Annotated in this window: 17 protein-coding genes; 8 read left to right on the top strand and 9 right to left on the bottom strand. The window is 67.9% G+C overall.

What is annotated here, in order from left to right:
* Positions 1 to 35: 35 nt before the first annotated feature.
* Complete coding sequence (locus B2R83_RS17520; protein WP_292043957.1) at positions 36 to 2420, top strand: sensor domain-containing protein; 2385 nt, start codon at positions 36 to 38, stop codon at positions 2418 to 2420.
* Positions 2421 to 2438: 18 nt separating this feature from the next.
* Here B2R83_RS17520 and B2R83_RS17515 read toward each other — a convergent pair whose 3' ends face one another.
* Genes B2R83_RS17515 through B2R83_RS17505 form a run of 3 tightly spaced genes read right to left on the bottom strand, consistent with a single transcriptional unit; the run spans position 2439 to position 6114 of the window.
* Positions 2439 to 4994: an ATP-binding protein gene (locus B2R83_RS17515; RefSeq protein WP_292043956.1), complete on the bottom strand. Its 2556-nt coding sequence runs from the start codon at positions 4992 to 4994 to the stop codon at positions 2439 to 2441.
* Positions 4995 to 5004: 10 nt separating this feature from the next.
* Positions 5005 to 5394, bottom strand: coding sequence for a hypothetical protein (locus B2R83_RS17510; protein WP_292043955.1), 390 nt, complete (start codon positions 5392 to 5394; stop codon positions 5005 to 5007).
* A gap of 15 nt (positions 5395 to 5409) precedes the next feature.
* Positions 5410 to 6114: a metallophosphoesterase gene (locus B2R83_RS17505; protein ID WP_292043954.1), complete on the bottom strand. Its 705-nt coding sequence runs from the start codon at positions 6112 to 6114 to the stop codon at positions 5410 to 5412.
* A 211-nt stretch (positions 6115 to 6325) separates the two neighbouring features.
* On the opposite strand from B2R83_RS17505, the gene B2R83_RS17500 reads away from it, so the two are divergent.
* From B2R83_RS17500 to B2R83_RS17485, 4 genes are all read left to right on the top strand, one after another.
* A complete protein-coding gene (locus tag B2R83_RS17500; protein ID WP_209588907.1) occupies positions 6326 to 6781 on the top strand; it encodes an Hsp20 family protein in 456 nt (151 codons plus the stop codon).
* A 291-nt stretch (positions 6782 to 7072) separates the two neighbouring features.
* Positions 7073 to 8596, top strand: a complete 1524-nt coding sequence (locus B2R83_RS17495) for a Do family serine endopeptidase (RefSeq protein ID WP_292043953.1) — start codon at positions 7073 to 7075, stop codon at positions 8594 to 8596.
* A gap of 46 nt (positions 8597 to 8642) precedes the next feature.
* A complete protein-coding gene (locus tag B2R83_RS17490; protein WP_281909610.1) occupies positions 8643 to 9305 on the top strand; it encodes a response regulator in 663 nt (220 codons plus the stop codon).
* Positions 9302 to 10681, top strand: a complete 1380-nt coding sequence (locus B2R83_RS17485; RefSeq protein WP_292043952.1) for an ATP-binding protein — start codon at positions 9302 to 9304, stop codon at positions 10679 to 10681. Before B2R83_RS17490 ends, B2R83_RS17485 begins: the two co-directional genes overlap by 4 nt.
* Here the strand turns inward: B2R83_RS17485 and B2R83_RS17480 are convergent.
* Both B2R83_RS17480 and B2R83_RS17475 read right to left on the bottom strand, forming a co-directional pair.
* Complete coding sequence (locus B2R83_RS17480) at positions 10670 to 13000, bottom strand: hybrid sensor histidine kinase/response regulator (RefSeq protein ID WP_292043951.1); 2331 nt, start codon at positions 12998 to 13000, stop codon at positions 10670 to 10672. The genes B2R83_RS17485 and B2R83_RS17480 overlap by 12 nt on opposite strands.
* 120 nt (positions 13001 to 13120) lie before the next feature.
* Complete coding sequence (locus B2R83_RS17475; RefSeq protein ID WP_292043950.1) at positions 13121 to 13843, bottom strand: LytR/AlgR family response regulator transcription factor; 723 nt, start codon at positions 13841 to 13843, stop codon at positions 13121 to 13123.
* On the opposite strand from B2R83_RS17475, the gene B2R83_RS17470 reads away from it, so the two are divergent.
* Positions 13821 to 15842, top strand: coding sequence for a TonB-dependent receptor plug domain-containing protein (locus tag B2R83_RS17470; RefSeq protein ID WP_292043949.1), 2022 nt, complete (start codon positions 13821 to 13823; stop codon positions 15840 to 15842). The genes B2R83_RS17475 and B2R83_RS17470 overlap by 23 nt on opposite strands.
* A 10-nt stretch (positions 15843 to 15852) precedes the next feature.
* Here B2R83_RS17470 and B2R83_RS17465 read toward each other — a convergent pair whose 3' ends face one another.
* A complete protein-coding gene (locus B2R83_RS17465; protein WP_292043948.1) occupies positions 15853 to 16101 on the bottom strand; it encodes a hypothetical protein in 249 nt (82 codons plus the stop codon).
* Between the two features lie 269 nt (positions 16102 to 16370).
* On the opposite strand from B2R83_RS17465, the gene B2R83_RS17460 reads away from it, so the two are divergent.
* Both B2R83_RS17460 and B2R83_RS17455 read left to right on the top strand, forming a co-directional pair.
* On the top strand, positions 16371 to 17498 hold the full coding sequence (locus tag B2R83_RS17460) for a branched-chain amino acid ABC transporter substrate-binding protein (RefSeq protein ID WP_292043947.1): 1128 nt from the start codon (positions 16371 to 16373) through the stop codon (positions 17496 to 17498).
* An 11-nt stretch (positions 17499 to 17509) separates the two neighbouring features.
* Positions 17510 to 17761 carry an MbcA/ParS/Xre antitoxin family protein gene (locus tag B2R83_RS17455; RefSeq protein WP_292043946.1) on the top strand — a complete coding sequence of 84 codons (252 nt, stop codon included), beginning with the start codon at positions 17510 to 17512 and terminating at the stop codon, positions 17759 to 17761.
* 107 nt (positions 17762 to 17868) lie between these two features.
* On the opposite strand, the gene B2R83_RS17450 is transcribed toward B2R83_RS17455, so the two are convergent.
* From B2R83_RS17450 to B2R83_RS17440, 3 genes are all read right to left on the bottom strand, one after another.
* Positions 17869 to 18078, bottom strand: a complete 210-nt coding sequence (locus tag B2R83_RS17450) for a hypothetical protein (RefSeq protein ID WP_292043945.1) — start codon at positions 18076 to 18078, stop codon at positions 17869 to 17871.
* A gap of 86 nt (positions 18079 to 18164) precedes the next feature.
* Positions 18165 to 19889 (bottom strand): response regulator, encoded by a 1725-nt coding sequence (locus tag B2R83_RS17445; RefSeq protein WP_292043944.1) that lies wholly within the window; start codon positions 19887 to 19889, stop codon positions 18165 to 18167.
* Entirely contained in the window at positions 19876 to 21366 is a 1491-nt protein-coding gene (locus tag B2R83_RS17440) for an ATPase domain-containing protein (RefSeq protein WP_292043943.1), read from the bottom strand. Before B2R83_RS17440 ends, B2R83_RS17445 begins: the two co-directional genes overlap by 14 nt.
* Positions 21367 to 21372 lie beyond the last annotated feature (6 nt).

Here is a 21372-nt window from a genome sequence, read left to right as displayed (position 1 = left end):
CGCGCGCACCGCTGCGCGGCCATCCCGGAGGAGCTGTGAACCTGTCGCCCCTGCCCCTTGCCGTGTTCGTCGTCGATGCGGCCGGCACCGTCACCAGCTGGAACAAGGCCTGCGAAAAACTGGCCGGCTACGGCGCCGGCGAGATCCAGGGCATGACCCTGGACCGCATCGTCGAGTTCGATGATCCGCCCGGCGCCAGGCCGCGCATGGCCGCGCGCGCCGACGCCGAGAACGAGGGCACCCTGCACACGGCCGACGGCCGGCGCCTGCCGGTGCGCATCACGGTGGCGCCGCAATCCTTCGACACCGAGAAGCCCGGCACCTTCAGCGTCATCCTCATCCCACGCACCAGGCAGTTCCCGACGCGCTACGCCCTGATCCAGGACCTGCCGGTGGCCGACATCCTCGAGTCGCTGCCCTGCGTGTTCTACGTGATCGACCAGAGCGGCCACCTGCTGCTGTGGAACCACCAGCTGGAAGAGGCGCTGGAGATGGACGCCGAGGAGCTGCCCACTTCCAACGTCAAGTTCTTCTTCGACGAAAAGGAACGGCCACTCATCGTCGACAAGATCCTCGCCGCCTTCGACGGCGGCGGTTCCACGCACGAGGCGGAACTGGTCGGCAAGCACGGCAAGCGCACCCCCTACCTGTTCCGCTGTTCCCTGGCCCACCTGGGCAACGTCCCGGTCGTGTTCGGTACCGGCATGGACATCACGGCGCGCAAGCAGGCCGAACTCGGCCTGCGGGTGCGCGAGCGCGCCATCTACTCGAGCCTGAACGCCATCGTCATCACCCGCTGCGAAGAAGACGAGCACCGCATCGACTACGTCAACCCGGCCTTCGAGCGCATCACCGGCTACCTGCTTTCCGAGATCCGGGGCCAGGATCCGCGCTTCATGGCCATCCCGGGCTGCGACGAGGACGAGCGCCAGCGCATCCGCGAAGCGCTCACGCGCAAGGAAAGCGTGCGCGTGGTGCTGCGCAACAAGCGCAAGAACGGCGAGGTGTTCTGGAACGACCTGCGCATCGATCCGGTGTCCAACGGCGACGGCGAGATCACGCACTTCGTCGGGGTCATCAACGACATCACCGAGGCCCGCCACTACGAGCGCCGCCTGCACCACCTGGCCCACCACGATCCGCTCACCGGCCTGGCCAACCGCACGCTGCTGCAGGACCGGTTGCGCCAGGCCATCGACAGCGCGAAGCGCGGCGGCTTCATGGTGGCGCTGGCCTTCCTCGACCTCGACAACTTCAAGCACATCAACGACAACTTCGGCCACGATGCCGGCGATGCGGTGCTGCGCGAAATCGCCCAGCGCCTGCGCGAGAACGTGCGCGAGGAGGACACCATTGCGCGCATGGGTGGCGACGAATTCGTCCTCGTCATCTGCAACCCGGCCAGCCACGAACGCATCGCGGAACTGATCGAGCGTATCCGCCGCAGCGTCATGGCGAAGGTCGAGGTAAAGGGGCGGGACATCCTGCCCGGCACCAGCATCGGCGTCAGCATCTTCCCCGACGACGGCGACAGTCCCGAGAAGATCATGCGTGCGGCCGACGCCGCCATGTACCACGCCAAGACTCTCGGCAAGAACAACTTCCAGTTCTATTCCACCGACCTGAACCAGATCGTGCACGAACACCTGATGCTGGAGGCGAACCTGAGCCGCGCGATTCGCGAGCACGAGATGGTGCTCGATTACCAGCCGAAGGTCGACCTGCGCAGCGGCAAGGTGGTGGGCGCCGAGGCCCTGGTGCGATGGCGCCATCCGGTCGAGGGGGTGATCCCGCCCGACCGCTTCATCCCGGTGGCCGAGGAAACCGGCCTGATCGTGCCGCTGGGCGACTGGGTCATCGACGAGGCCTGCGGCGCGCTCAAGGCCATGGAAGCGCTCGGCGCGAAGGATTTCGTCATCGCGGTCAACCTGTCGGCGCGCCAGCTGCGCCAGCGCCAGTTCGCCGAGCGCCTCGGCGCGACCCTGCGCCGCCACGGCGTCGACCCGCGTTCGCTCGAACTCGAGGTGACCGAGAGCCAGCTGATGGACCATCCCGACGAAGCGCTGGACGCGCTGGGCCAGCTCAAGGCTCTCGGGGTGCGCCTGTCGATCGACGATTTCGGCACCGGGTACTCGAGCCTGAGCCACCTGCAGAAGTTCCCGGTCGATGTCATCAAGATCGACCGCTCCTTCCTGGGCGACGTCGGCCACGACGGCCACCTGGTCATCACGCGCGCCATCATCGCGCTCGGCCACAACCTCAAGCTGAAGGTGGTGGCCGAAGGCGTCGAGACGCGCGAGCAGATCGCCTTCCTGCGCGAACACGAATGCGACCAGATGCAGGGCTTTTACTTCAGCCCCGCGCTGCCGCGCGAGACGCTGCAGGAGATGCTTGCCAGGGACGCGCGCCTGCCCGATTGAGCCGCAAGAGAAGGGACCTCAGGCCTTGCCGCCGTCCCGTGCCTGCAGCAGCGCCCAGATCTGTTCCGCGTCGACTGGTTTGACCAGGTAATGGTCGAAACCCGATGCCTGGGCGGCTTCCCGGTCCTTTTCCTGGCCGTAGCCCGTCACCGCCACCAGCATCGATCCCGCGGTCTCGGGCAGTCGGCGCAGGCGGCTGGCCAGCTCGTTGCCGTCCATGTCGGGCAGGCCGATGTCGATCAGGCAGACCTCCGGCCGCTCCTGCCTGGCCCGCTCGATGGCGCGCTGGGAAGAATGTTCGACCGTGACCACGTACCCGAGCAGTTCGCACAAGGCTGCCAGCACCTCGGCGGCGTCGACGTTGTCGTCGACGACCATCACGCGCGCCTGTCCCGCGCGTGCGTCCGGCGCCGCCTGCGCCTGCGCCTGCGCCTGCGGGGGCGCGACGGTGGGCGCCGGCGCCTGCCGGTGGCGCGGCAGATGAATGCTGAATTTGCTGCCCTGTCCCAATCCCGCGCTGTGCAGCGCGACCCGGCCGCCGTGCAGCTCGACCAGGCTCTTGACCAGCGCCAGGCCGATGCCCAGGCCGCCCTGGGCGCGGTCCGGCGTGCGCTCGGCCTGGGCAAACAGCTCGAAGGCATGGGCCACCGTGTCGGGCGTCATGCCGATGCCGTTGTCCGTCACCGTGATCACCACCTGTTCCGCTTCGGTACGCAGGTGCAGCACGATGCTGCCGCCTTCCGGCGTGTACTTGGCCGCATTGTTCAGGACGTTCGCAACGCACTGGACCAGGCGTTTCAGGTCGCCCCACACATGCGCCGGCCCCGGCGCCACGTGGACTTCCAGGTGATGGCGGCGCAGTTCGATCAGCGGCTTGACCTGTTCGACGGCTTCGCTGACGACGCTGCGGGCGTCGACCTCGCGCCGCTCCAGGCTGACCAGGCCGCGGGTGACGCGCGACACGTCCAGCAGGTCGTCGATGAGCCCGGTCATGTGTTTCACTTGGCGCGAGATGATTCCGCTGGTCTGCCGCACGCGTGTTTCGTCGAGCCGCCCGAGGCGCAGCAGGTCGGCAGCCGAGCTGATCGGGGCCAGCGGATTGCGCAGCTCATGCGCGAGCATGGCCAGGAATTCGTCCTTGCGCCGGTCGGCCTCGCGCAGCGCCAGCACCGCCTGCGCGCGCGCCACCGCATCCCAGGTACGGGCCGCGGTCTGGCGCATCAGTTCGACGTCCTCGTCGCTCCACGCGCGCGACTGGTCGTGGTGGGCGAACATGAAGGCCACCGTCTTGCCGTCGCGCTGGATCGGGGCCGCCACCGAAGCGCGCGCGCCGATCTCCGCGTGGGCCGCGGCGGCCGCGCCAACGGTGCGCGGATCGCTGGCCAGGTCGCTGACGCGCATGACGCGTCCCGCGCGGATATCGGCTGCCAGGGACAGGCCGTAATCGTCGAGCCGCTCGACCCGCGCCGGCAGTTCCGGCACCCGGCGCACGTCGTTGTAGTTGTGCCCGACGACGCCGTACTCGACCGCCTCGTCCATGCTGACGTAGCCGACCCGCGGCACGCCGAGGATGCGCGCCAGCTCCCGGGTGGCCACGGTCATCATCATCGCCGGGTCGTCGGCGACGCTGCGCAGCTGTTCATCCAGGTCGAGCAGCATGGTCTTGTGCGCCTCGGCCTTCTGCGCCGCCAGCACCGCCAGCTTGCGGGCGCTGACGTCGTCGAAGAATACGGCCAGGCCGTCTTCCAGCGAGGGATTGGCGCGGACATAGATCCAGGCCTGGCCCCCGCCCGGCAGGAGACAGGCCTGCTCGGCCGACTCGGCCTTGCGGCCGGCGCGCACGCGCGCGAGCAGGGCGACGATCTCGGCGCCGGCCAGCGCCGGGAAGGCCTCGCGGTAGGGCTTGCCGACGATGGCTTCGCGCGGCAGCGCGGAAAAGCGCAGCGCCGCATCGTTCGCATAGCTCAGGGTGTCGTCCGCCGCCAGCAGCACCAGGCCCTCGCTCAGGGTGTCGAAGATGTACTGGCTGCGGTCACGCTCCTGGCGCAGGGCGGCCTGCGCCAGGGCGTTCTCGACCGCCGACCAGGTGCGCTCGGCCACGTCGCGCGTGACCAGGATGTCGTCGCCGGTCCATTCGTAGGCATCCGGCTTGGCGACGTTCAGGTTGGCGGCCCAGCGTCCGTCCTTGAAGATCGGCACCGCCAGCAGCGCGCCGATCATGATGGCCCGGTAGCTGGCGACGAAGGCGGCGGTCCTGGCATCGGCAGCCATGTCGTCGACCACGAAGTCGCTTCCCGTGCCCAGCGTCGCCACCACCGCCGGCCCGAAGTCGTCGATGCGTCCGGAGCTGGGCATGGGCGGCATCCCGGCGCCGAACCATCCGGCGCGCGAGAAGAAGGTATGGCCGTCCGCGCCGACTTCGGTGTACCAGCAGTGCGAGGCGCCGAGATACCCGGCCAGCAGCCTGGTCGCTGTCTCGACGATGGCGGTGGGCGAGGACAGGGCCTTGAGCTGGTCGGCGAGCTTGAGCTGGAAGGCGCGCCAGCGCGCGTTCAGGGAGGATGGTTCGTGCATGGATGCTCCTTCAGGCCGGCGCGCGCAGCGTCAGCCTGATGATCTCGCCCGGCTGCCACAGGCGCATGCGCGGGCCCCAGCTGCCGGCGCCGCGGGTCACGTACAGCATCATGCCGTCCACGTCGTAGGCGCCGATGTATTTCGCGAAGCGTTTCTGCACCGCATAGCCGAAGGGCCAGATCTGGCCGCCGTGGGTGTGCCCGGACAGCATCAGGTCGACGCCGCGCGCGCTGGCTTCCTCGATGACGCCGGCAGCCGGGATGTGCGACATCAGGATGGTGGCGCTGCCGGTCGGCGCCGGGATGGTGCGCGCCAGGCCGCTCGTGATCTCGCGTTCATTGCGCATGGCGCGGCCGATGTCCTCGATCCCGGCCAGCACCAGGCCCGGGGCCAGCTCCACCTGGCGGTCGCGCAGCTAGCGCACGCCGCCTTCCTCGAATTCGCGCACGGTGGTTTCAAGGTCGCCGTAGAACTCGTGGTTGCCGGTCACCGCCCACACGCCCCACGGCGCGCGCAGCCCGCGCAGGGTCGGGGCCAGCTGCGGCTCGCCGATCGGATCGTCCTCGACCTGGTCGCCGAGCAGCAGGACCGCGGCCGGCTGCAATGCGTTGATCTGTTCGACGCGCGCCGCCAGCCATTCGGAGCGGCGCTGGGCGCCGAGGTGGATGTCGCTGACGGCGACGATGACGGTGCCGTCGAGCGCCTGCGGCAGGTCTTTCATGACGACTTCCTGGTCGACGATGACGGGGGCGCGCATGCCCTGGAAGATGGCGAAGCTTGCGAGCAGCACGCCGCCGATGGCGCCGATGGCGCGCAGCTTCTGGGTATGCGCGCGCCACCAGAATCCAAAGCCGCTGGCTAGGTCCGTCACCAGCAGGCACAGCGACATGATGAAGGTGATGCCCAGCCAGGTCAGCGCGAACTGCCCCGGCCACCAGCGCCAGTCGAGGGCCTGGTCGCCGATGCGCACGCCGGCAAAATACAGCAGCCAGACCAGGAAGGCGCCGATCCACCAGGCGCGCCGCGGGATGCGGCGCTTGACCGCGTCGAGCGAATACAGGCGGGCGGCGACGTACAGGTGGAAGAGGGTACCGACGATATTGAGGACGATCGAAAACATGATGCGGCTGCTGTGGCAAAGGTGCTTACCTTAACGCAAATTTGGCAAATTTGCGCACACGGAGAGGTGCAAATAATATTTGCCAAAATGATTAAAAAACCATATTTCGTATGTCTTGAAACTGCCTTGGCATGGCACTAGATTGGAGTCACCGGATGCTCACGATGAGGTCCGGCAACTATATCGCTTAAATTTTACGAGGATATTTATCATGCGTACTTTCGACCTGACTCCCCTGTACCGTTCCGCCATCGGTTTCGATCGCCTGGCCAGCCTGCTCGAGCAACGCGCCGAGCCGAGCTACCCGCCGTACAACATCGAACTGGTGAGCGAAGACAACTACCGCATCGTGATGGCCCTGGCTGGCTTCACCCGCGACGAAGTGGAAATCGTGACCGAGCGTGACACCCTGCATGTCACCGGCCGCAAGCAGAAGGACGAGACCCAGCGCACCTTCCTGCACCGTGGCATCGCCGCCCGCGATTTCGAGCAGCGCTTCCAGCTGGCGAACCATGTGAAGGTCACCAGCGCATCGTTCGACAACGGCATGCTCACCATCGAACTGGTGCGCGAAGTGCCGGAAGCGTTCAAGCCGCGCAAGATCGCCATTGGCGACGCCAACGGCAATACCAATAACGTGCAGCAGCTGGAACAGCGCGCCGCCTAAGTACAGGTAGTCGTGTGAAAGAAGGGCGTCCCGTGGGGCGCCCTTTTTGACGATGGGGCCAGCCTGCGATTTAAGAGCGGTATAAGGCCAAAAGTTGCCTGCTTAAGCATGGTCTAAGCCAGCTTTGGGAAGATAAGAGCGCCTAACAAAACCTCCATGGCTGCGTTGCACCGTCTTGCCGTACAGGTGTACTGTCTTCGACGGTGCGCCTTGCCCTGAAGGTTTTGTTAGGCGCTCTAAGCCATCGATAAAGAACATCATCGGTCAACCATTTTCATCAGGAGCACATACATGCGTAACGAAGGTGCCGTCACTGCCATCACTGCCAAACGCCTCACGCTGGCCCTGTGTGCCGCGGGCGTCATCGGCGGAGCGGTCGGTGCGCTTGCCGTCAACCATAACAACGCGGCAGCCGAAGCCGCCGCAGCAGCAGCGCCGGCGCCTGCCCAATTGGCTGCAGCCCCGGCTCCCGCCGCCGCCCCGGCGCCGGCAGGCACCGTGACCCTCCCCGACTTCACCCGCATCGCCGCCCAGAACGGCAAGGCGGTGGTGAACATCCAGGTGGTCGGCAGCACCAAGACCGCCAACCGCGGCAACGTGCCCCAGCTCGACCCGCGCCACCCGTTCTATGAATTCTTCCGACAGTTCCAGGACCCGCGCGGCAGCGGTCGTGGAGCGCCCGTTTTCGGCGCCGGATCGGGCTTCATCGTAAGCCCGGACGGCGTCATCCTGACCAACGCCCACGTCGTGCAAGGCGCCGACGAAGTCACCGTCAAGCTCCATGACCGCCGCGAATTCCGCGCCAAGGTCGTGGGCGCGGACGCGCGCACCGACGTGGCCGTGCTGAAGATCGACGCCAAGAACCTGCCGGTGGTGCCTCTCGGTAAATCGCGTTCGCTGGCCCCGGGCGAGTGGGTGCTGGCCATCGGCTCGCCCTATGGCCTCGAGAGCACCGTCACCGCCGGCGTGGTGAGCGCCACCGGCCGCAACCTGCCGGACGGCCAGGTGCCCTTCATCCAGACCGACGTCGCGGTCAACCCGGGCAACTCGGGCGGCCCGCTGTTCAACACCCGCGGCGAAGTGGTGGGCATCAATTCGCAGATCTACAGCCAGACCGGCGGCTACCAGGGCCTGTCCTTCTCGATCCCGATCGACATCGCGGTCAAGATCAAGGACCAGATCATGGCCACCGGCAAGGTGCAGCATGCCAAGCTGGGCGTGAACGTACAGCCGATCGACCAGGTCTTCGCCGACTCCTTCGGCCTCGATTCGCCCGAAGGCGTCCTGATCGCCAACGTCGAGCGCGGCGGCCCGGCCGAGCGCGCCGGCCTGAAGTCGGGCGACATCATCCGCCGCCTGAACGGCCAGACCATCGTGTCGCCGGGCGACCTGTCCAGCAGCGTCTCGCTGTCCAAGCCGGGCGAGCGTGTGGCGCTCGACGTCTGGCGCGACGGCAAGCTGGTGCGCGTCGACGCGGTCCTTGCCGACGCCAGCGAGAAGGCCAAGCGCGGCGCGCCGGAAGAGCTGGCCGCGAACGGCGGCGACAAGGGCGCCAAGCTGGGCCTGGTCCTGCGTCCGCTCGAGCCGATCGAGCGCCGCCAGAGCGGCATCGCCTCGGGCCTGCTGATCGAGGATGCGCGCGGCGCGGCCGCGAGCGCCGGCATCGAACCGGGCGACGTGCTGGTCTCGGTCAACGGCCGTGCGGTCAACTCGCTCGAGCAGGTCCGCGACGTGGTGGGCAAGGCCAGCAAGTCGGTGGCCTTGCTGATCCAGCGCGGAAGTGAAAGAATCTTCATTCCAGTGCGGATCGGGTAAGGAAGCGTAGCGTCCTCCACCGGCTGGTATCAACAATGGAACACTCATGCGCTTACTGCTGGTAGAAGACGATACGATGATCGGTGAAGTGGTGCTCGACCTCCTGCGGGCCGAGCACTACGCCGTCGATTGGGTCAAGGACGGCGAAATGGCCGACACGGCCCTGATGCAGAACCAGAACTACGACCTGGTCCTGCTCGACCTTGGCCTGCCGCGCAAGGACGGGCTGGACGTGCTGCGCTCGATGCGCACCCGCAAGGACCGCACTCCCGTGCTGGTCGCCACCGCGCGCGATTCGGTGGCCCAGCGCATCGCCGGGCTGGACGCCGGCGCCGACGACTACGTCCTCAAGCCCTACGACCTCGACGAACTGCTGGCGCGCATCCGCGCGCTGCTGCGCCGCGCCGCCGGGCGCGCCGAACCCATCTTCGAGTACAAGAACATCACCGTCAATCCGGCCACCCGCGAAGTGCTGGTCGACGGCACCCAGGTTGCGCTCTCAGCACGCGAATGGGCGGTGCTGGAAGCCCTGGTGGCGCGGCCCGGCGCCGTGCTGTCGCGCGCCCAGCTGGAAGAAAAGCTGTACAGCTGGCGCGACGAAGTCTCCAGCAACGCGGTGGAAGTCTACATCCACGGGCTGCGCAAGAAGCTGGGCAGTGACCTGATCCAGAACGTGCGCGGCGTCGGCTACATGGTGCCCAAGGCATGAAATTCAGGTCCAAGGTCACGCACTCGCTGCGTGGGCGCCTGTTGTGGTACCTGCTGGCGGCGATCACCATCGCCGCCCTGGCGCAAGCCTCGATCGCCTACCGCACCTCCCTGCACGACGCCGACCAGATCTTCGACTACCACATGCAGCAGATGGCGCTGTCGCTGCGTTCGAGCACGCCGCTGTCGAACAGCGAAGCGCAGCAGCGCCTGCAGGCCAAGAACGAGGCCAGCCCGGGTGGCGCCGGCAACGACGACATGGTGGTGCAGATGTGGTCGCCCGACGGCGTGCAGGTCTTCCACAGCGTTTCGCGCGCGCGGCTGCCGCAGCGCGCGGTGCTGGGCTTCTCCAACGTCAAGGCCAACGGCACCGTCTACCGCGTGTTCTCGATCCAGAGCGAGAACCAGACCGTGCAGGTGGCCCAGGACCTCGCCGTGCGCCGCAACATGGCGGGCAACCTTGCGCTGCGCACCCTCGGCCCGATCGCCGTCATGATGCCGATCCTGATGCTGGTGGTGTGGTGGGTGGTGAGCGGCTCGCTCGAGCCGGTGGCGCGGGTGCGTTCGCAGGTGGCGTCGCGCCAGGCCGACGATTTGTCGCCGGTGTCCGACGCCGGCCTGCCGGACGAGGTGCAGCCGCTGGTGCAGGAACTGAACCTGCTGTTCGGGCGCGTCAGGACCGCCTTCGACGCCCAGCAGTCTTTCGTTGCCGACGCCGCGCACGAACTGCGCACGCCGCTGGCGGCGCTGCGGCTGCAGGCCCAGAGCCTGGACCGCGCCGACACGCTTGACGCGCGCAAGCTCGCCGTGCAGCGCCTGACCGCCGGCATCGACCGTGCCACCCGCCTGGTCGAGCAACTGCTGGTGCTGGCGCGCCAGGAAGCCACCGCCGCCGCCGGCGCCGTCGCGCGACCGGTCGACCTGGCCGACCTGGCGCGCCGCACCGTGGCGGACCTGGCCGGCGTGGCCGCCGCCAAGGGCGTGGACGTCGGCATCCACCACGCCGACCCGGCCACGGTGGAAGGGCAGCCGGACGCGCTCCACATCCTGCTGCGCAACTTGGTCGACAACGCCATCAAGTACACCCCGGCGGGCGGCACCGCCGACATCTCGGTGCGCAGCGACACGGCGAAGGACGGCTGTACCGTCACGGTCACCGTCGAGGACAGCGGCCCCGGCATCCCGCCGGAGGAACGCGAGCGCGTGTTCGACCGCTTCTACCGCGTGGCCGGCAGCGAAGCGGCCGGCAGCGGGCTGGGACTGGCGATCATCAAGGCGATCGCCGAACGCCACGGCGCCACCCTGGCGCTGGGCCAGTCGGAACGCCTCGGCGGGCTGTCGGTCACGGTCTGCTTCCAGGAAGCGTCAATGCGCTAGCCGCGCGTCGATCAATGCACGGACCTTGTAGGTCAGGGCGGTGATCTCGAACGGCTTCGTGATCACTTCCATGCCTGCTGCGAGCCGGCCGTTGCCGACTGCCGCCGTATCGGCATATCCCGTCACGAACAGCACCTTGAGGCCGGGGCGCTGCAGCCTTGCCGCATCGGCCACCTGGCGACCGTTCAGCCCTCCGGGCAGTCCCACATCCGTGACCAGCAGGTCCACCCGCGTGTCGGAGTTCAGTATTTGCAGGCCGGTCGGGCCATCCTGCGCCGTGAGCACGCGATAGCCGGCCTCGCGCAGCACTTCTTCGACGATGGCGCGCAGCGCGTGCTCGTCTTCGATGAGCACGATCGTCTCGCCCTGGCCCGAACTGGGGGGCGGAACGTCGGCCTTCGCCTCCGCCTGGGCGGCGCCGCAATAGCGCGGCACGTACAGGCACATGCTGGTCCCGTGCCCAGGCTCCGAGCGGACGCGTACCTGGCCGCCCGACTGGCGCACGAAGCCGTAGACCATCGACAGTCCCAGTCCGGTACCTTCGCCCAATGGCTTGGTGGTGTAGAAGGGGTCGAAGATGCGCGCGACCACCTCGGGAGGCATGCCGGTGCCGGTATCGGACACGCGCAGCGAAATGTACTGTCCCGGCGGCATATCGCCTCGCGCGTCGCGCTCGTCGATCCACTCGTTGGCCGTCACCAGCGTCAGTTTCCCGCCGTCGGGCATCATCGCATCGCGTGCATTGATGCACAGGTTGAGCAAGGCATTCTCGAGCTGGGACGGATCGACCTTGGTCAACCAGAGATCGTGCGCACCGAGCACTTCCAGTTCGATCATCGGGCCGACCGAATGGCGCACCAGCTCCTCCATTCCTGCGATCAGGCGGTTGATGTCGACCGGCTTGGGATCGAGCGTCTGCCGGCGCGAGAATGCCAGCAGCCGCTGCGTGAGCGAGGCGGCCCGGCGGACCGAGGATTCACCGATCTCGATGTAACGTTCCAGCCCGGCTACCTGGCCGCGATGCAGCTTGAGCTTGAGGACCTGCAAGCCGCCGCTGATCGAGGCGAGCAGGTTATTGAAGTCGTGGGCGAGGCCGCCCGTGAGCTGGCCCACCGCCTCCATCTTCTGCGACTGGCGCAAGGATTGCCGGGCCTGCTCGAGTTCGGCTTCGCGGGCCTTGTTCAGGCTGAGGTCACGCCCGATGGCGACGAAATTCTCGCCGTCGAGCTCCGGTGCGACGGTCCACTCGATGTGCTTCCAGCCGCCGTCCCGGGTGGCGATGCGGTTCTCGAAGCGGGCCGGCTGGTGCGTCTCGGCCATCCGCCCGATCGCCTCCAGCGTGGGCGGCATGTCCTCCGGATGCATGAGGCTGGCATAGGGGCGCGCCAGCAGTTCGGCTTCGCTCCAGCCCAGCACTTGCGTCCATGCGGGGCTGACGGCCGACATGGTCCCTTCGAAGTTGGCCCGGGCCAGCATGTCTTGGGACAGCTTCCAGAGCTGGTCGCGCTCGGCCGTGCGCTCGGCGACCTGGCTTGCCAGGCTATCGTTCAGTTCGCGGAGCCTGCGCTCCGCCAGCCTGCGCGCGCTTATGTCCTGGAAGATGACCGCTATCTGGCGCTTGGTGGCCGGCTCGATGCGCGAGCACGCCACTTCGAGGTAGCGGTCGGTGGTTTCGAGGACGCGCTCGAAGCGCACAGGCTGCCCGGTTTCCAGCACGCCCCGGATGATCGCCACCCAGGCGTCCGCCTCGCTCCGGCTCAGCAGGCTCCTGGCCGTCTTGCCGACGATGTCGGGAATGCCGGCATGGCGCATGTAGGCGGCGTTCGCTTCGACGTGCACGTAGTCAGACATCGGGCCGTGCGGGCCATCGATGAACTGGACCACGCAGAAGCCTTCGTCGATGGAATCGAACAGGGTGCGATAGCGCGCTTCGCTTTCGCTCAGTCTTTCCTCGGCTTGCCGCCTGTCGGTGACGTCGATCGACACGCCCGTCATCCGGAGCGGCCTGCCCTCGCTGTCGAAGTCGGGCTGCCCGCGAATGGCGATCCAGCGCAAATCGCCGCCCGGCGTCACGATCCGGTATTCGATGTCGTAATCCGCTCGGGACGCGACGCTGTGCTCGACGGCATCGGCCATCCGGACCTTGTCGTCGGGATGAATGGCGGCGCGCAGTTCCGCGTAGCTGAACGGGGCGGCCGGATCGCGGCCGAAATTGCACCGGCAGACTTCCGATGTGCGCAGTTCGCCGGTCGCGATATCCAGGCTCCAGGTGCCGAGACGCCCGGCCTTGATCGCGAAGTGCAGCTCGCGCTCGCTCATCGCCGGCGCCGCCTCCGACGCTTCATGTCCAACACGCATACATCCTCTTAGATCAGCCGAAAGGCGTGGTTTATTTAACGTTTACAGAACCAAACCATAGCATAGTCGAGGACCGGAGTTTCACCCTCCGAGGAAGGCTTTCAGCGCACCGGCATAGCGCTCGCTGACGGCTACCAGGTCGCCGTTGCGCAGGCTTAGCCAGTAGGTGCCGTCGCCACGGGTTTCCATGCCGGCGATCTGGCTGCGCCGCACGATCGTGCCCCGGCGCACGCGCACGAATTCCCCTGGGGCCAGCAGGCTTTCGAGGCGGCTGAGCGTCATCCGGTGCAGGACCGTGCGTCCCGCCAGGCGCAGTTCCACATAATTGCCCGCCGATTCGATGCGCAGGATGTCGCCCACCTTGACCTGTTCGATGCGGCCGACCGAGCGCACGCTGATCGTATCCAGGCTTTGCGCGCCATCGCCATCGGCATCGACGAAGCCGCGCAGCGCCGCGCCATAGGCCTCGCGCTGGCGCTGGCGCAGCATGCTCGCCGCGCGCTCGACGGCCTGCGCCAGGCGCGCATCGTCGAGTGGCTTGAGCAGGTAGTCGAGGGCATGCACCTCGAAGGCCTCGATCGCGTGCGCGCTGTAGGCGGTCACGAACACGACCAGCGGCGGCTCGCGCAGGCGGCTCAGCTCACGCGCCAGCACCAGCCCGGACTGCCCCGGCATCTGGATGTCCAGGAACACCAGGTCGACGTCAATGCCCGCCAGCGCCGCGCGCGCCGACGCCGCTCCGCCGCATTCCCCGGCGAGCAGCCAGCCGGGATGGGCGGCCATGGCCAGGCGCAGATTCAGCACCGCCATCGTCGTCGGGCGCGACGAAATCTTGCGCCAGGGCGACGCCAGCCTGGCTGAGGTACTGAAGCGGCAGCCCGGCATCACGCTCGAGGCCAGCCCGGGGAGGGAAGCCGCCATCCGCATGCGCGGCCTGGGCAGCGGCTATGTGGCGATCCTGCTCAACGGCGTGCCTGCGCCGGCCGGCTTCTCGCTCGAATCGATCAGTCCCGAGCTGATCGAGCGCATCGAGATCCAGCGCGCCGCCACTGCCGAAACCAGCAGCCAGGCGGTGGCCGGCGCCATCAATATCGTCATGCGGCGCGCCGGCCCGGCAAAGAACGAGGACGCGAACGAGATCAAGGCGGGCAGCGCCTTCCAGCGTGGCCATGCGGCGCCGCAGCTGCTTGCCCAGCACAGCGGCCGCAGGGGCGCGTTCGCCTACACCGTGACCGCGACCGTCAAGCGCAACCTGAATCCGGTTGCGGCCCTCAGCACCGAGGCGGGATCGGATCCCGCGCTGCTGCGCCGCACGGCCTGGACCGACCACCAGGTCGAAGACATCCTGGAACTGGCGCCGCGCCTGAGCTGGCAGCCGAACGCGGCCGACAGCATCAGCGCGCAGGGCTACCTGCGCAGGCGCCACATCGACAACGTCAAGCGCGAAAAGGAGACCACCGAGACTGGCCGGCCGACACCGTTCCCGCACGCCTACCAAAGCTTCGAGACCCGTCCGCTGCACGCCTACGCCGACCTGGCCTGGACCCGCAGGCTGGAGGGCGGCGCCCGCCTGAACGCCAAGCTGTCCGGCTTCCGGATGAAGCGCGAGGCCGACTTCGTCTACCGGGGCATGGATGCGCAGGATCGCCTGCGCGAGTCCCATCTGGTTGCCTCCGGCCCGGTCGAGCGCGAATGGACCTTCAGCGGCAGCTGGCGCCGCCCGCTGTGGGGCAGCCACTCCCTGGCGGCCGGATGGGAGTTCGGCCGCCAGGGGCGCAGCGAATACCGGCGCGAACGGCATGTCGATCCCCGCGGCACGCTGCTGTTCTCCAGCGACGAGGATTACCGCGCCAGCGTGGTACGCAGCGCCTTCTTCATCCAGGACGAGTGGGACATCGGCCCCGGCTGGTCCGCCTATGCGGGCCTGCGGCGCGAAGACTTGCGCACGACGGGCGAAGGCAATGCGGCTGCCCCGGTGGACGTCGACGCGGGCGCCTGGAGTCCCGTGTTCCAGACCTTGTTCAAGCCGCAGCGGGCGGAAGGCGACACCGGAACGCGCGACGGCTTTCGCTTCGCGGTCAGCCGCAGCTACAAGGCGCCGAACATCGTCCAGCTGCTGCCGCGCCGCTACACGGTCGACAACAACAACAGCGCCACCAACCCGGACCAGCAGGGCAACCCCAGGCTGCGGCCCGAACTCGCCCTGGCCGTCGACCTGGCCTGGGAGCGCTACTTCGGCGCGGCGGACATGGTGAGCGTGAGCCTGTTCCACAAGCGCATCCGCGACATCACGCTGACGCGCATCGGCGAGAGCAGCGGCGTGTGGACCGCCACCCCCGACAACGCGGGCAGCGCATCGGTGCGCGGCATCGAGTTCGAAGGCAAGCTGACGCGCGGCGCGCTGTCAGGACGCCTGAACCTGGCGCGCAACTGGTCGCGCCTGGACGGCGTGCCGGGGCCGGACAAGCGCATCGAAGGGCAGCCGGCCTACAGCGGCAATCTCGGGCTGGACTACGCGGCGCCAACCGGCCGCTTCGACCTGGGCGGCACCTGGACTTACCGGGGACGGGTGGCGAGCCGCGCGAGCGCGCTGGTCTATAGCGAGGACGGCAGCCGGCGCCAGCTCGACCTGTATGGGGTATGGAAGCGCGACGCCCGCTCGAGACTACGCCTGTCCGTGGCCAGCCTGGCGCAGCGCGACTACCTGAAACGCCTGGCGTACGAGGGGCACAGGCCGCTCGAACGCGCCACCGTCTACCAGCTGCGCCCGACCTGGCGCCTGGTGTGGGAACAATCGTTGTAGGCTGTAGGCCCTAGGCGCGGCAGCCCAGTTTGCGGTAGCGCTTGCGCAGGCTGAGCAGGTCCAGTTGCACCGATTCCATCATCGCGGCGCGCACGCGCCGCTCCGATTGTTCCGCTTCCAGGATGGCCGCGCGCAGGCGCCCGCATTCCGGCGCCTGCTTCGTGCCGCGGTGACGAGCGGCGGCGCAGGCCTTGCCGGCCTCGCAGCCGGCGGCAAGTTGGTGTGACGCCGGCTGGCGTGCCGCGGCCGGGGCCAGCACGCAGGACAGCAGGATGCACGCCGCAAGGGAGGCGGCAGGTCGCGTGGCAAGGGTAAGAATGATGGTCTCCGTGGTGCCGGAGGTCGCTCGGCGCTGCCGGCCCCTCTCGTTCTTGTATCAGGCGCGCAGGATACCCGCGTTTTGGCCCTTGAATTCTCGCCAATTGTCACATTCGCCATGCGGGCCTTCGGCAGGCGCAGCACGGTAACGGTAGAATGCTCCCTTTGCTCACAGGGCAGCGGGCCCTGACCGGATATCTAGAGGAATCGATGAAGAAGCAAGCAGTCCTGTTGGCCGGCCTGGCGGCAGCCGGCCTGGCCTCGGCCCAGGAAGTCGTTCGGATCGGCCACGCGGCCGCCGTGACCGGGCCGGTGGCCTACTTCGGCAAGGACACCGAAAACGGTGCGCGCATGGCGATCGAGGCGCTCAACGCCAAGGGCGTCAGCATCGGCGCCAAGAAGGTCCGCTTCGAGCTGGTGGCCGAGGACGACGCCGGCGAACCGAAACAGGCCACCGCCGTGGCGCAGAAACTGGTGGACGCGAAGATCAACGGCATGGTCGGCCACGAGACCTCGGGCACGACCATCCCGGCCTCGAAGATCTACCATGCTGCCGGCATCCCGCAGATCTCGCCCTCGTCGACCTCGCCGATGTACACCCGCCAGGGCTTCAACACCACCTTCCGCGTGGTGGCCAATGACGTGCAGCTGGGCCAGGCGCTGGGCCGCTACGCGACCGGCGCCATGAAGGCCAGGCGCGTGGCCGTGGTCGACGACCGCACCGCCTACGGCCAGGGCCTGGTCACCGAATTCGCGCGCAGCCTGCAGAGCCAGGGCGGCACCGTCGTCGCCAAGGAATTCACGCACGACAAGGCAACCGATTTTTCCGCCATCATCACGCGCATCCGCGCCACCAAGCCGGACCTGGTTTTCTTCGGCGGCATGAGCGCCACCGCCGGCCCGATGCTGCGCCAGATGAAGCAGCTCGGCATGAACGTGCGCATGATGGGCGGCGACGGCCTGTGCTCGGACGAGATCCACAAGCTCTCCGGCGGCACCATGGCCGACGGCCAGGTGGTGTGCGCGGAAGCGGGCGGCGTGCAGGGCGAAGCCCGCGCCGCCATGGACAAGTTCCGCGCCGATTACAAGAAGCGCTTCGGCATCGACGTCCAGATCAACGCCCCATATGCCTACGACGCGGTGATGACCATGGCCGAGGCCATGGTGAAGGCCGGCTCCAGCCAGCCGGCGAAGTACCTGCCGGTCCTCTCGAAGATCCAGCACAGGGGCGTGACCGGGCCGATCGCCTTCGACGCGCGCGGCGACATCAAGGACGGCACCATCACGCTGTATTCGTTCAAGGGCGGCAAGCGTTCGCTGCTCACCGTCACCAAATAAGGAGCATGCGCATGGCAGGAAGCGATTCCATCAAGCCCGACGCCTTTGCGGCGCTGCAGGCCCGCTTTGGCCAGCAGTCGCGCAAGGCGCAGGCCTATTACACGGTGATGCACGAAGTGCGCGGCATCGTCGGCAGCGATGACGCCGCCAGCGCGTGGATGAACGAGCCGCAGCCCGCGCTCGGCGGCAAGACTGCCGCCGCGGCGGTGGGCGAGGGGCGCGAGGACGAAGTCCTGGCCTACGTGCGTACGCTGAAGAAGTAGGGCCGCTTCAGAACACGCCGATCAAGAGCAGCACGATCAGCGTCAGCACGATCGAGACGGCGATGGAGCCGAGGCAGCCGAGTTTGTTCGAGAAGAATAAGAACATCTCAATCGCCCGGTCCTTCGCCCGGCATCGTGTCGGCCATCAGCCTCAGCTCTTCCGGTGTCAGCTCTTCGGGCTTCTTGTCTGCCAGGCCGTCCACGTCGTGCGCCTGCTGCTGGTTCTGGGACTGCGCCTGTTGCTGTCCCTGTTCCTGCCCTTGTTGCTGGCCTTGCGGCGCGGCCTGCTTCTCGTGCGACTTCTGTTCCTTGCTCATGATGTTCTCCCCTGAAGGTGACGAACAAAGTGTGGCACAGAGTCGTTTTCGGCGGCGTCCAGCTCGATGAGGGCTGCCGGCGCCGCTCAGTGAGGCCGTGCGGATGAGCCGCCGCGGCCGAGCGCGCGTTCGACGCTCAGCGCCAGCTCGGCCAGCTGGAAGGGTTTGCGCAGCAGGATGTCGTCGCCCAGGACCTGGTCGATCGCATGCATGTCCGCATAGCCGGTGGCGATGATCATCGGTATGCCGGGGAAGACTTCGCGCGCGCGCCGCATGAGTTCGGCCCCGGTAATCCCCGGCATCAGGTAATCGGTGATGATCAGGTCCGGCCGCCCGCGTCCCAGTTCGCGCAGGGCGGCCGCGCCGTCCGCCGCCTGGGTCACCGCATGCCCGAAGGCTTCGAGCGACTGCACCATCGATTCGCGCACGAAGTTGTCGTCCTCGACCACCAGGATACGGGAACCCTGTCCGGCGGCCGGGACGGCGTCCGGCAGGGGCGCGGCGGCGGGGAGCTCGCTGCCGTCCCAGGCGCGCAGCCAGATTTCCACCGTGGTCCCACACCCCTGCTGGCTCAGGATGCGCGCCGCGCCGCCCGACTGCTGCGCCATGCCGTATACCTGGCTCAGGCCCAGGCCGGTGCCCTTGCCGACCGCCTTGGTCGTAAAGAAGGGCTCGAAGACCTTGGCCACGAGCTCGGGCGGCATGCCGGGGCCGTTGTCGGTGACGGCGATGCGCACGTACTCGCCGCTCGGCAGCAGCCCGGCGGGCGGGCGGGCATTCCCCGCATGGAAAGCCAGTTCCCCGCTGTCGCCCATGGCGTCGCGCGCATTGATGGCCAGGTTCAGCAGCGCCATCTCCATCTGGTTGGCGTCGGCGAACACGCGCGCGCAGCCTTCCTCGACCTCGAAGCGCAGATGGATGCGCGAGCCGAGCGAGGTCGCCACCAGTTCGCGCACCCCATCGAACAGGTCGCTCACCTCGGCGGGGCGCAGGTCGAGGTTCTGGTTGCGGGCGAAGGCCAGCAGCTGGCTGGTCAGCTTGCCGCCGCGCTGGCAGGCGCGGCGCGCGATCTCGGCGCGCTGCCTGGCCACGTCGTCCTTCGACAGCAGCAGGATCAGGTCCATGCTGCCCTGGACCACGTTGAGCAGGTTGTTGAAGTCGTGGGCGATGCCGCCGGTGAGGCGGCCGACCGCTTCCATCTTCTGGAACTGCACCATCGCCTGCTGCACCCGTTCGCGTTCGATGACTTCGTTCATCAGGCGATCGTTGGCCCCGGCCAGCGCGCGGGTGCGTTCCTCGATGCGCGATTCGAGCGTCTCGTTGAGGGACAGGAGGTCCTGCCGGCTCTGCTGCAGGCTGGCGGCGTCGCGCTCGCGTTCGGCCAGCAGGTCGCGTGCCTGGTACTGTCGGCGCCGGGCGCGCAGGGCCGAGCTGGCGGCGCTGCGCAGGGTCTGGGCGTTGAGCGGGCGCTCGAGCAGGATGATGTTGCCCAGCTCTTCCAGCCGGGAGCGGGTGGTGGCCGCGGCCGGCCCGACCGCCTTGCCGAGCAGGATCACGAAGGGGAAATCGGACCAGGGTTCCTGCGCCGCCAGCCAGGCGTGCAGGGGCGCCAGGTCGGCGCCATGCAGCGCTTCCTCGGCCACAATGGCCAGGCCGGCGCCTTCGCCGATGGCGCCGGCAAGCGCAGCGAAATCGGGCATCGCGCCGCAGGCCGCGCCGTCCTGCGCCAGCACCGAGCACATGACCTCGGCGTCGCGCCCGCGCGGCGCGAGGATCAGGATGCGTTGGTCCTGCCGCTCAGCCGGCGACATCGGGAATGTCCGACATCATGGGCGTCAGGCCCCGGTAGCTGGGCAGGCCGGTGAGGACGCCGTCGAAGCCTTCCAGCGCTTCGCCGACGCGGATGCCGTCGGCGCCCAGCTGCAGCTCGTGGATGGTCAGCGCGTGCTCGGCGGCGCGGCTCTTGATCACCGTGACGGCGCGCCGCAGGCGGCCGTTCGACTCGAAGAAGCGCATCAGGACCGTGCTGTCGCTCAGGTAGCTCAGGTCGACGTCGGACCTCACTTCGCCGATCATCCCGTGCTGGCCCAGCACCAGTACCGTGGTGACGCCCTGCTGGTTCAGGTAGGACAGCAGTTCGTGCATCTGCAGGATCAGGTACTGCTCGCCGGGCATGGCCTGCAGGTAGGCGTTCAGGCTGTCGATGACGATGAAGCCGACCTTGGAGAGTTCGACCGCGTCGCGCAGCATCTGCGCGAACTCGCCCGGCGACAGTTCGGCCGGGTCGATATGGTGGATGCGCAGCTGGCCCTTGTCCAGATAGGGGCGCAGCTCCATCCCGAGCGCGCGGCTGCGCGCGAAGAAGGTGCCGAGTCCTTCGTCGAACAGGTAGAGCGCGGCCTGCTCGCCGCGTTCCAGGGCGCTCAGGAGGCAGCGGGTCGACAGGGTGGTCTTGCCGATGCCGGAAGGCCCGACGATCAGGGTATTGGTGCCGCGCACCAGGCCGCCCCCCAGCAGGGCGTCGATGCCGCTCGAGCCGGTGGAGCGCACCGCCGGCACGAAGTCGCGGACATGCTCGGCCGCCACCAGGCGCGGATACATCGTGATGCCGCCGGTGTCGAGCGTGTAGTCGTGGTAGCCGCCGCGGAAGCGGATGCCGCGCATCTTGATGATGTTCACGCGCCGGCGCTCCGTGCCGAACTCCTTGGCGATCTGCTCCAGGCTGATCACGCCGTGCGCGATGCTGTGCAGGTGCTGGTCGGACTGGCTGGTCTTGTCGTCCAGGAGCAGGACGGTGCAGGCGCGCGCCGCGAAGAACTGCTTCAGGGCCAGGATCTGGCGGCGGTAGCGCAGCGGGTTCTGCGCCAGCAGGCGCATTTCGGACAGGCTGTCGAACACCACGCGCACCGGCTTGATCGCGTCGACCTTGTTCATGACATTGCGGGTCGTTTCGCCCAGCTCGACTTCCGAAGGATGGAAGATCGACTGTTCGGAATCGGGATCCAGCTCGGTGTCGCCGGCCAGTTCGAAGATCGACAGCGCATCGATGTTCCAGCCGTGGCTCGCTGCGACTGCCTTCAGCTCGTCGGCGGTCTCGGACAGGGTGATATACAGGCCGGCCTCGCCCCTGGCTGCCCCATCGAGCAGGAACTGCAGGCCCAGCGTGGTCTTGCCGGAACCGGGCGAGCCTTCCACCAGGTAGACGCGCTGTGGAGTCAGGCCGCCGCCGAGGATGTCGTCGAGGCCGGCAATGCCGGTGGAGATGCGTACGTTTGCAGCGGTATTCATTCTGGT

It is taken from the genome of Massilia sp. UBA6681 (assembly GCF_002454935.1).
Taxonomy (GTDB): domain Bacteria; phylum Pseudomonadota; class Gammaproteobacteria; order Burkholderiales; family Burkholderiaceae_D; genus Telluria; species Telluria varians.
The sequence above is the reverse complement of the archived record's forward strand: the minus strand, read 5'-3'. Positions and strand labels throughout refer to the sequence as shown.

Excerpts from the sequence above, each read along its gene's own strand:
- B2R83_RS17460 (WP_292043947.1), top strand. The coding sequence starts at position 16,371 with ATGAAGAAGCAAGCAGTCCTGTTGGCCGGCCTGGCGGCAGCCGGCCTG.
- B2R83_RS17500 (WP_209588907.1), top strand. The coding sequence starts at position 6,326 with ATGCGTACTTTCGACCTGACTCCCCTGTACCGTTCCGCCATCGGTTTC.
- B2R83_RS17450 (WP_292043945.1), bottom strand. The coding sequence starts at position 18,078 with ATGAGCAAGGAACAGAAGTCGCACGAGAAGCAGGCCGCGCCGCAAGGC.
- B2R83_RS17490 (WP_281909610.1), top strand. The coding sequence starts at position 8,643 with ATGCGCTTACTGCTGGTAGAAGACGATACGATGATCGGTGAAGTGGTG.
- B2R83_RS17505 (WP_292043954.1), bottom strand. The coding sequence starts at position 6,114 with ATGTTTTCGATCGTCCTCAATATCGTCGGTACCCTCTTCCACCTGTAC.
- B2R83_RS17445 (WP_292043944.1), bottom strand. The coding sequence starts at position 19,889 with ATGTCGCCGGCTGAGCGGCAGGACCAACGCATCCTGATCCTCGCGCCG.
- B2R83_RS17470 (WP_292043949.1), top strand. The coding sequence starts at position 13,821 with ATGGCCAGGCGCAGATTCAGCACCGCCATCGTCGTCGGGCGCGACGAA.
- B2R83_RS17495 (WP_292043953.1), top strand. The coding sequence starts at position 7,073 with ATGCGTAACGAAGGTGCCGTCACTGCCATCACTGCCAAACGCCTCACG.
- B2R83_RS17480 (WP_292043951.1), bottom strand. The coding sequence starts at position 13,000 with ATGAGCGAGCGCGAGCTGCACTTCGCGATCAAGGCCGGGCGTCTCGGC.
- B2R83_RS17440 (WP_292043943.1), bottom strand. The coding sequence starts at position 21,366 with ATGAATACCGCTGCAAACGTACGCATCTCCACCGGCATTGCCGGCCTC.
- B2R83_RS17515 (WP_292043956.1), bottom strand. The coding sequence starts at position 4,994 with ATGCACGAACCATCCTCCCTGAACGCGCGCTGGCGCGCCTTCCAGCTC.
- B2R83_RS17455 (WP_292043946.1), top strand. The coding sequence starts at position 17,510 with ATGGCAGGAAGCGATTCCATCAAGCCCGACGCCTTTGCGGCGCTGCAG.
- B2R83_RS17485 (WP_292043952.1), top strand. The coding sequence starts at position 9,302 with ATGAAATTCAGGTCCAAGGTCACGCACTCGCTGCGTGGGCGCCTGTTG.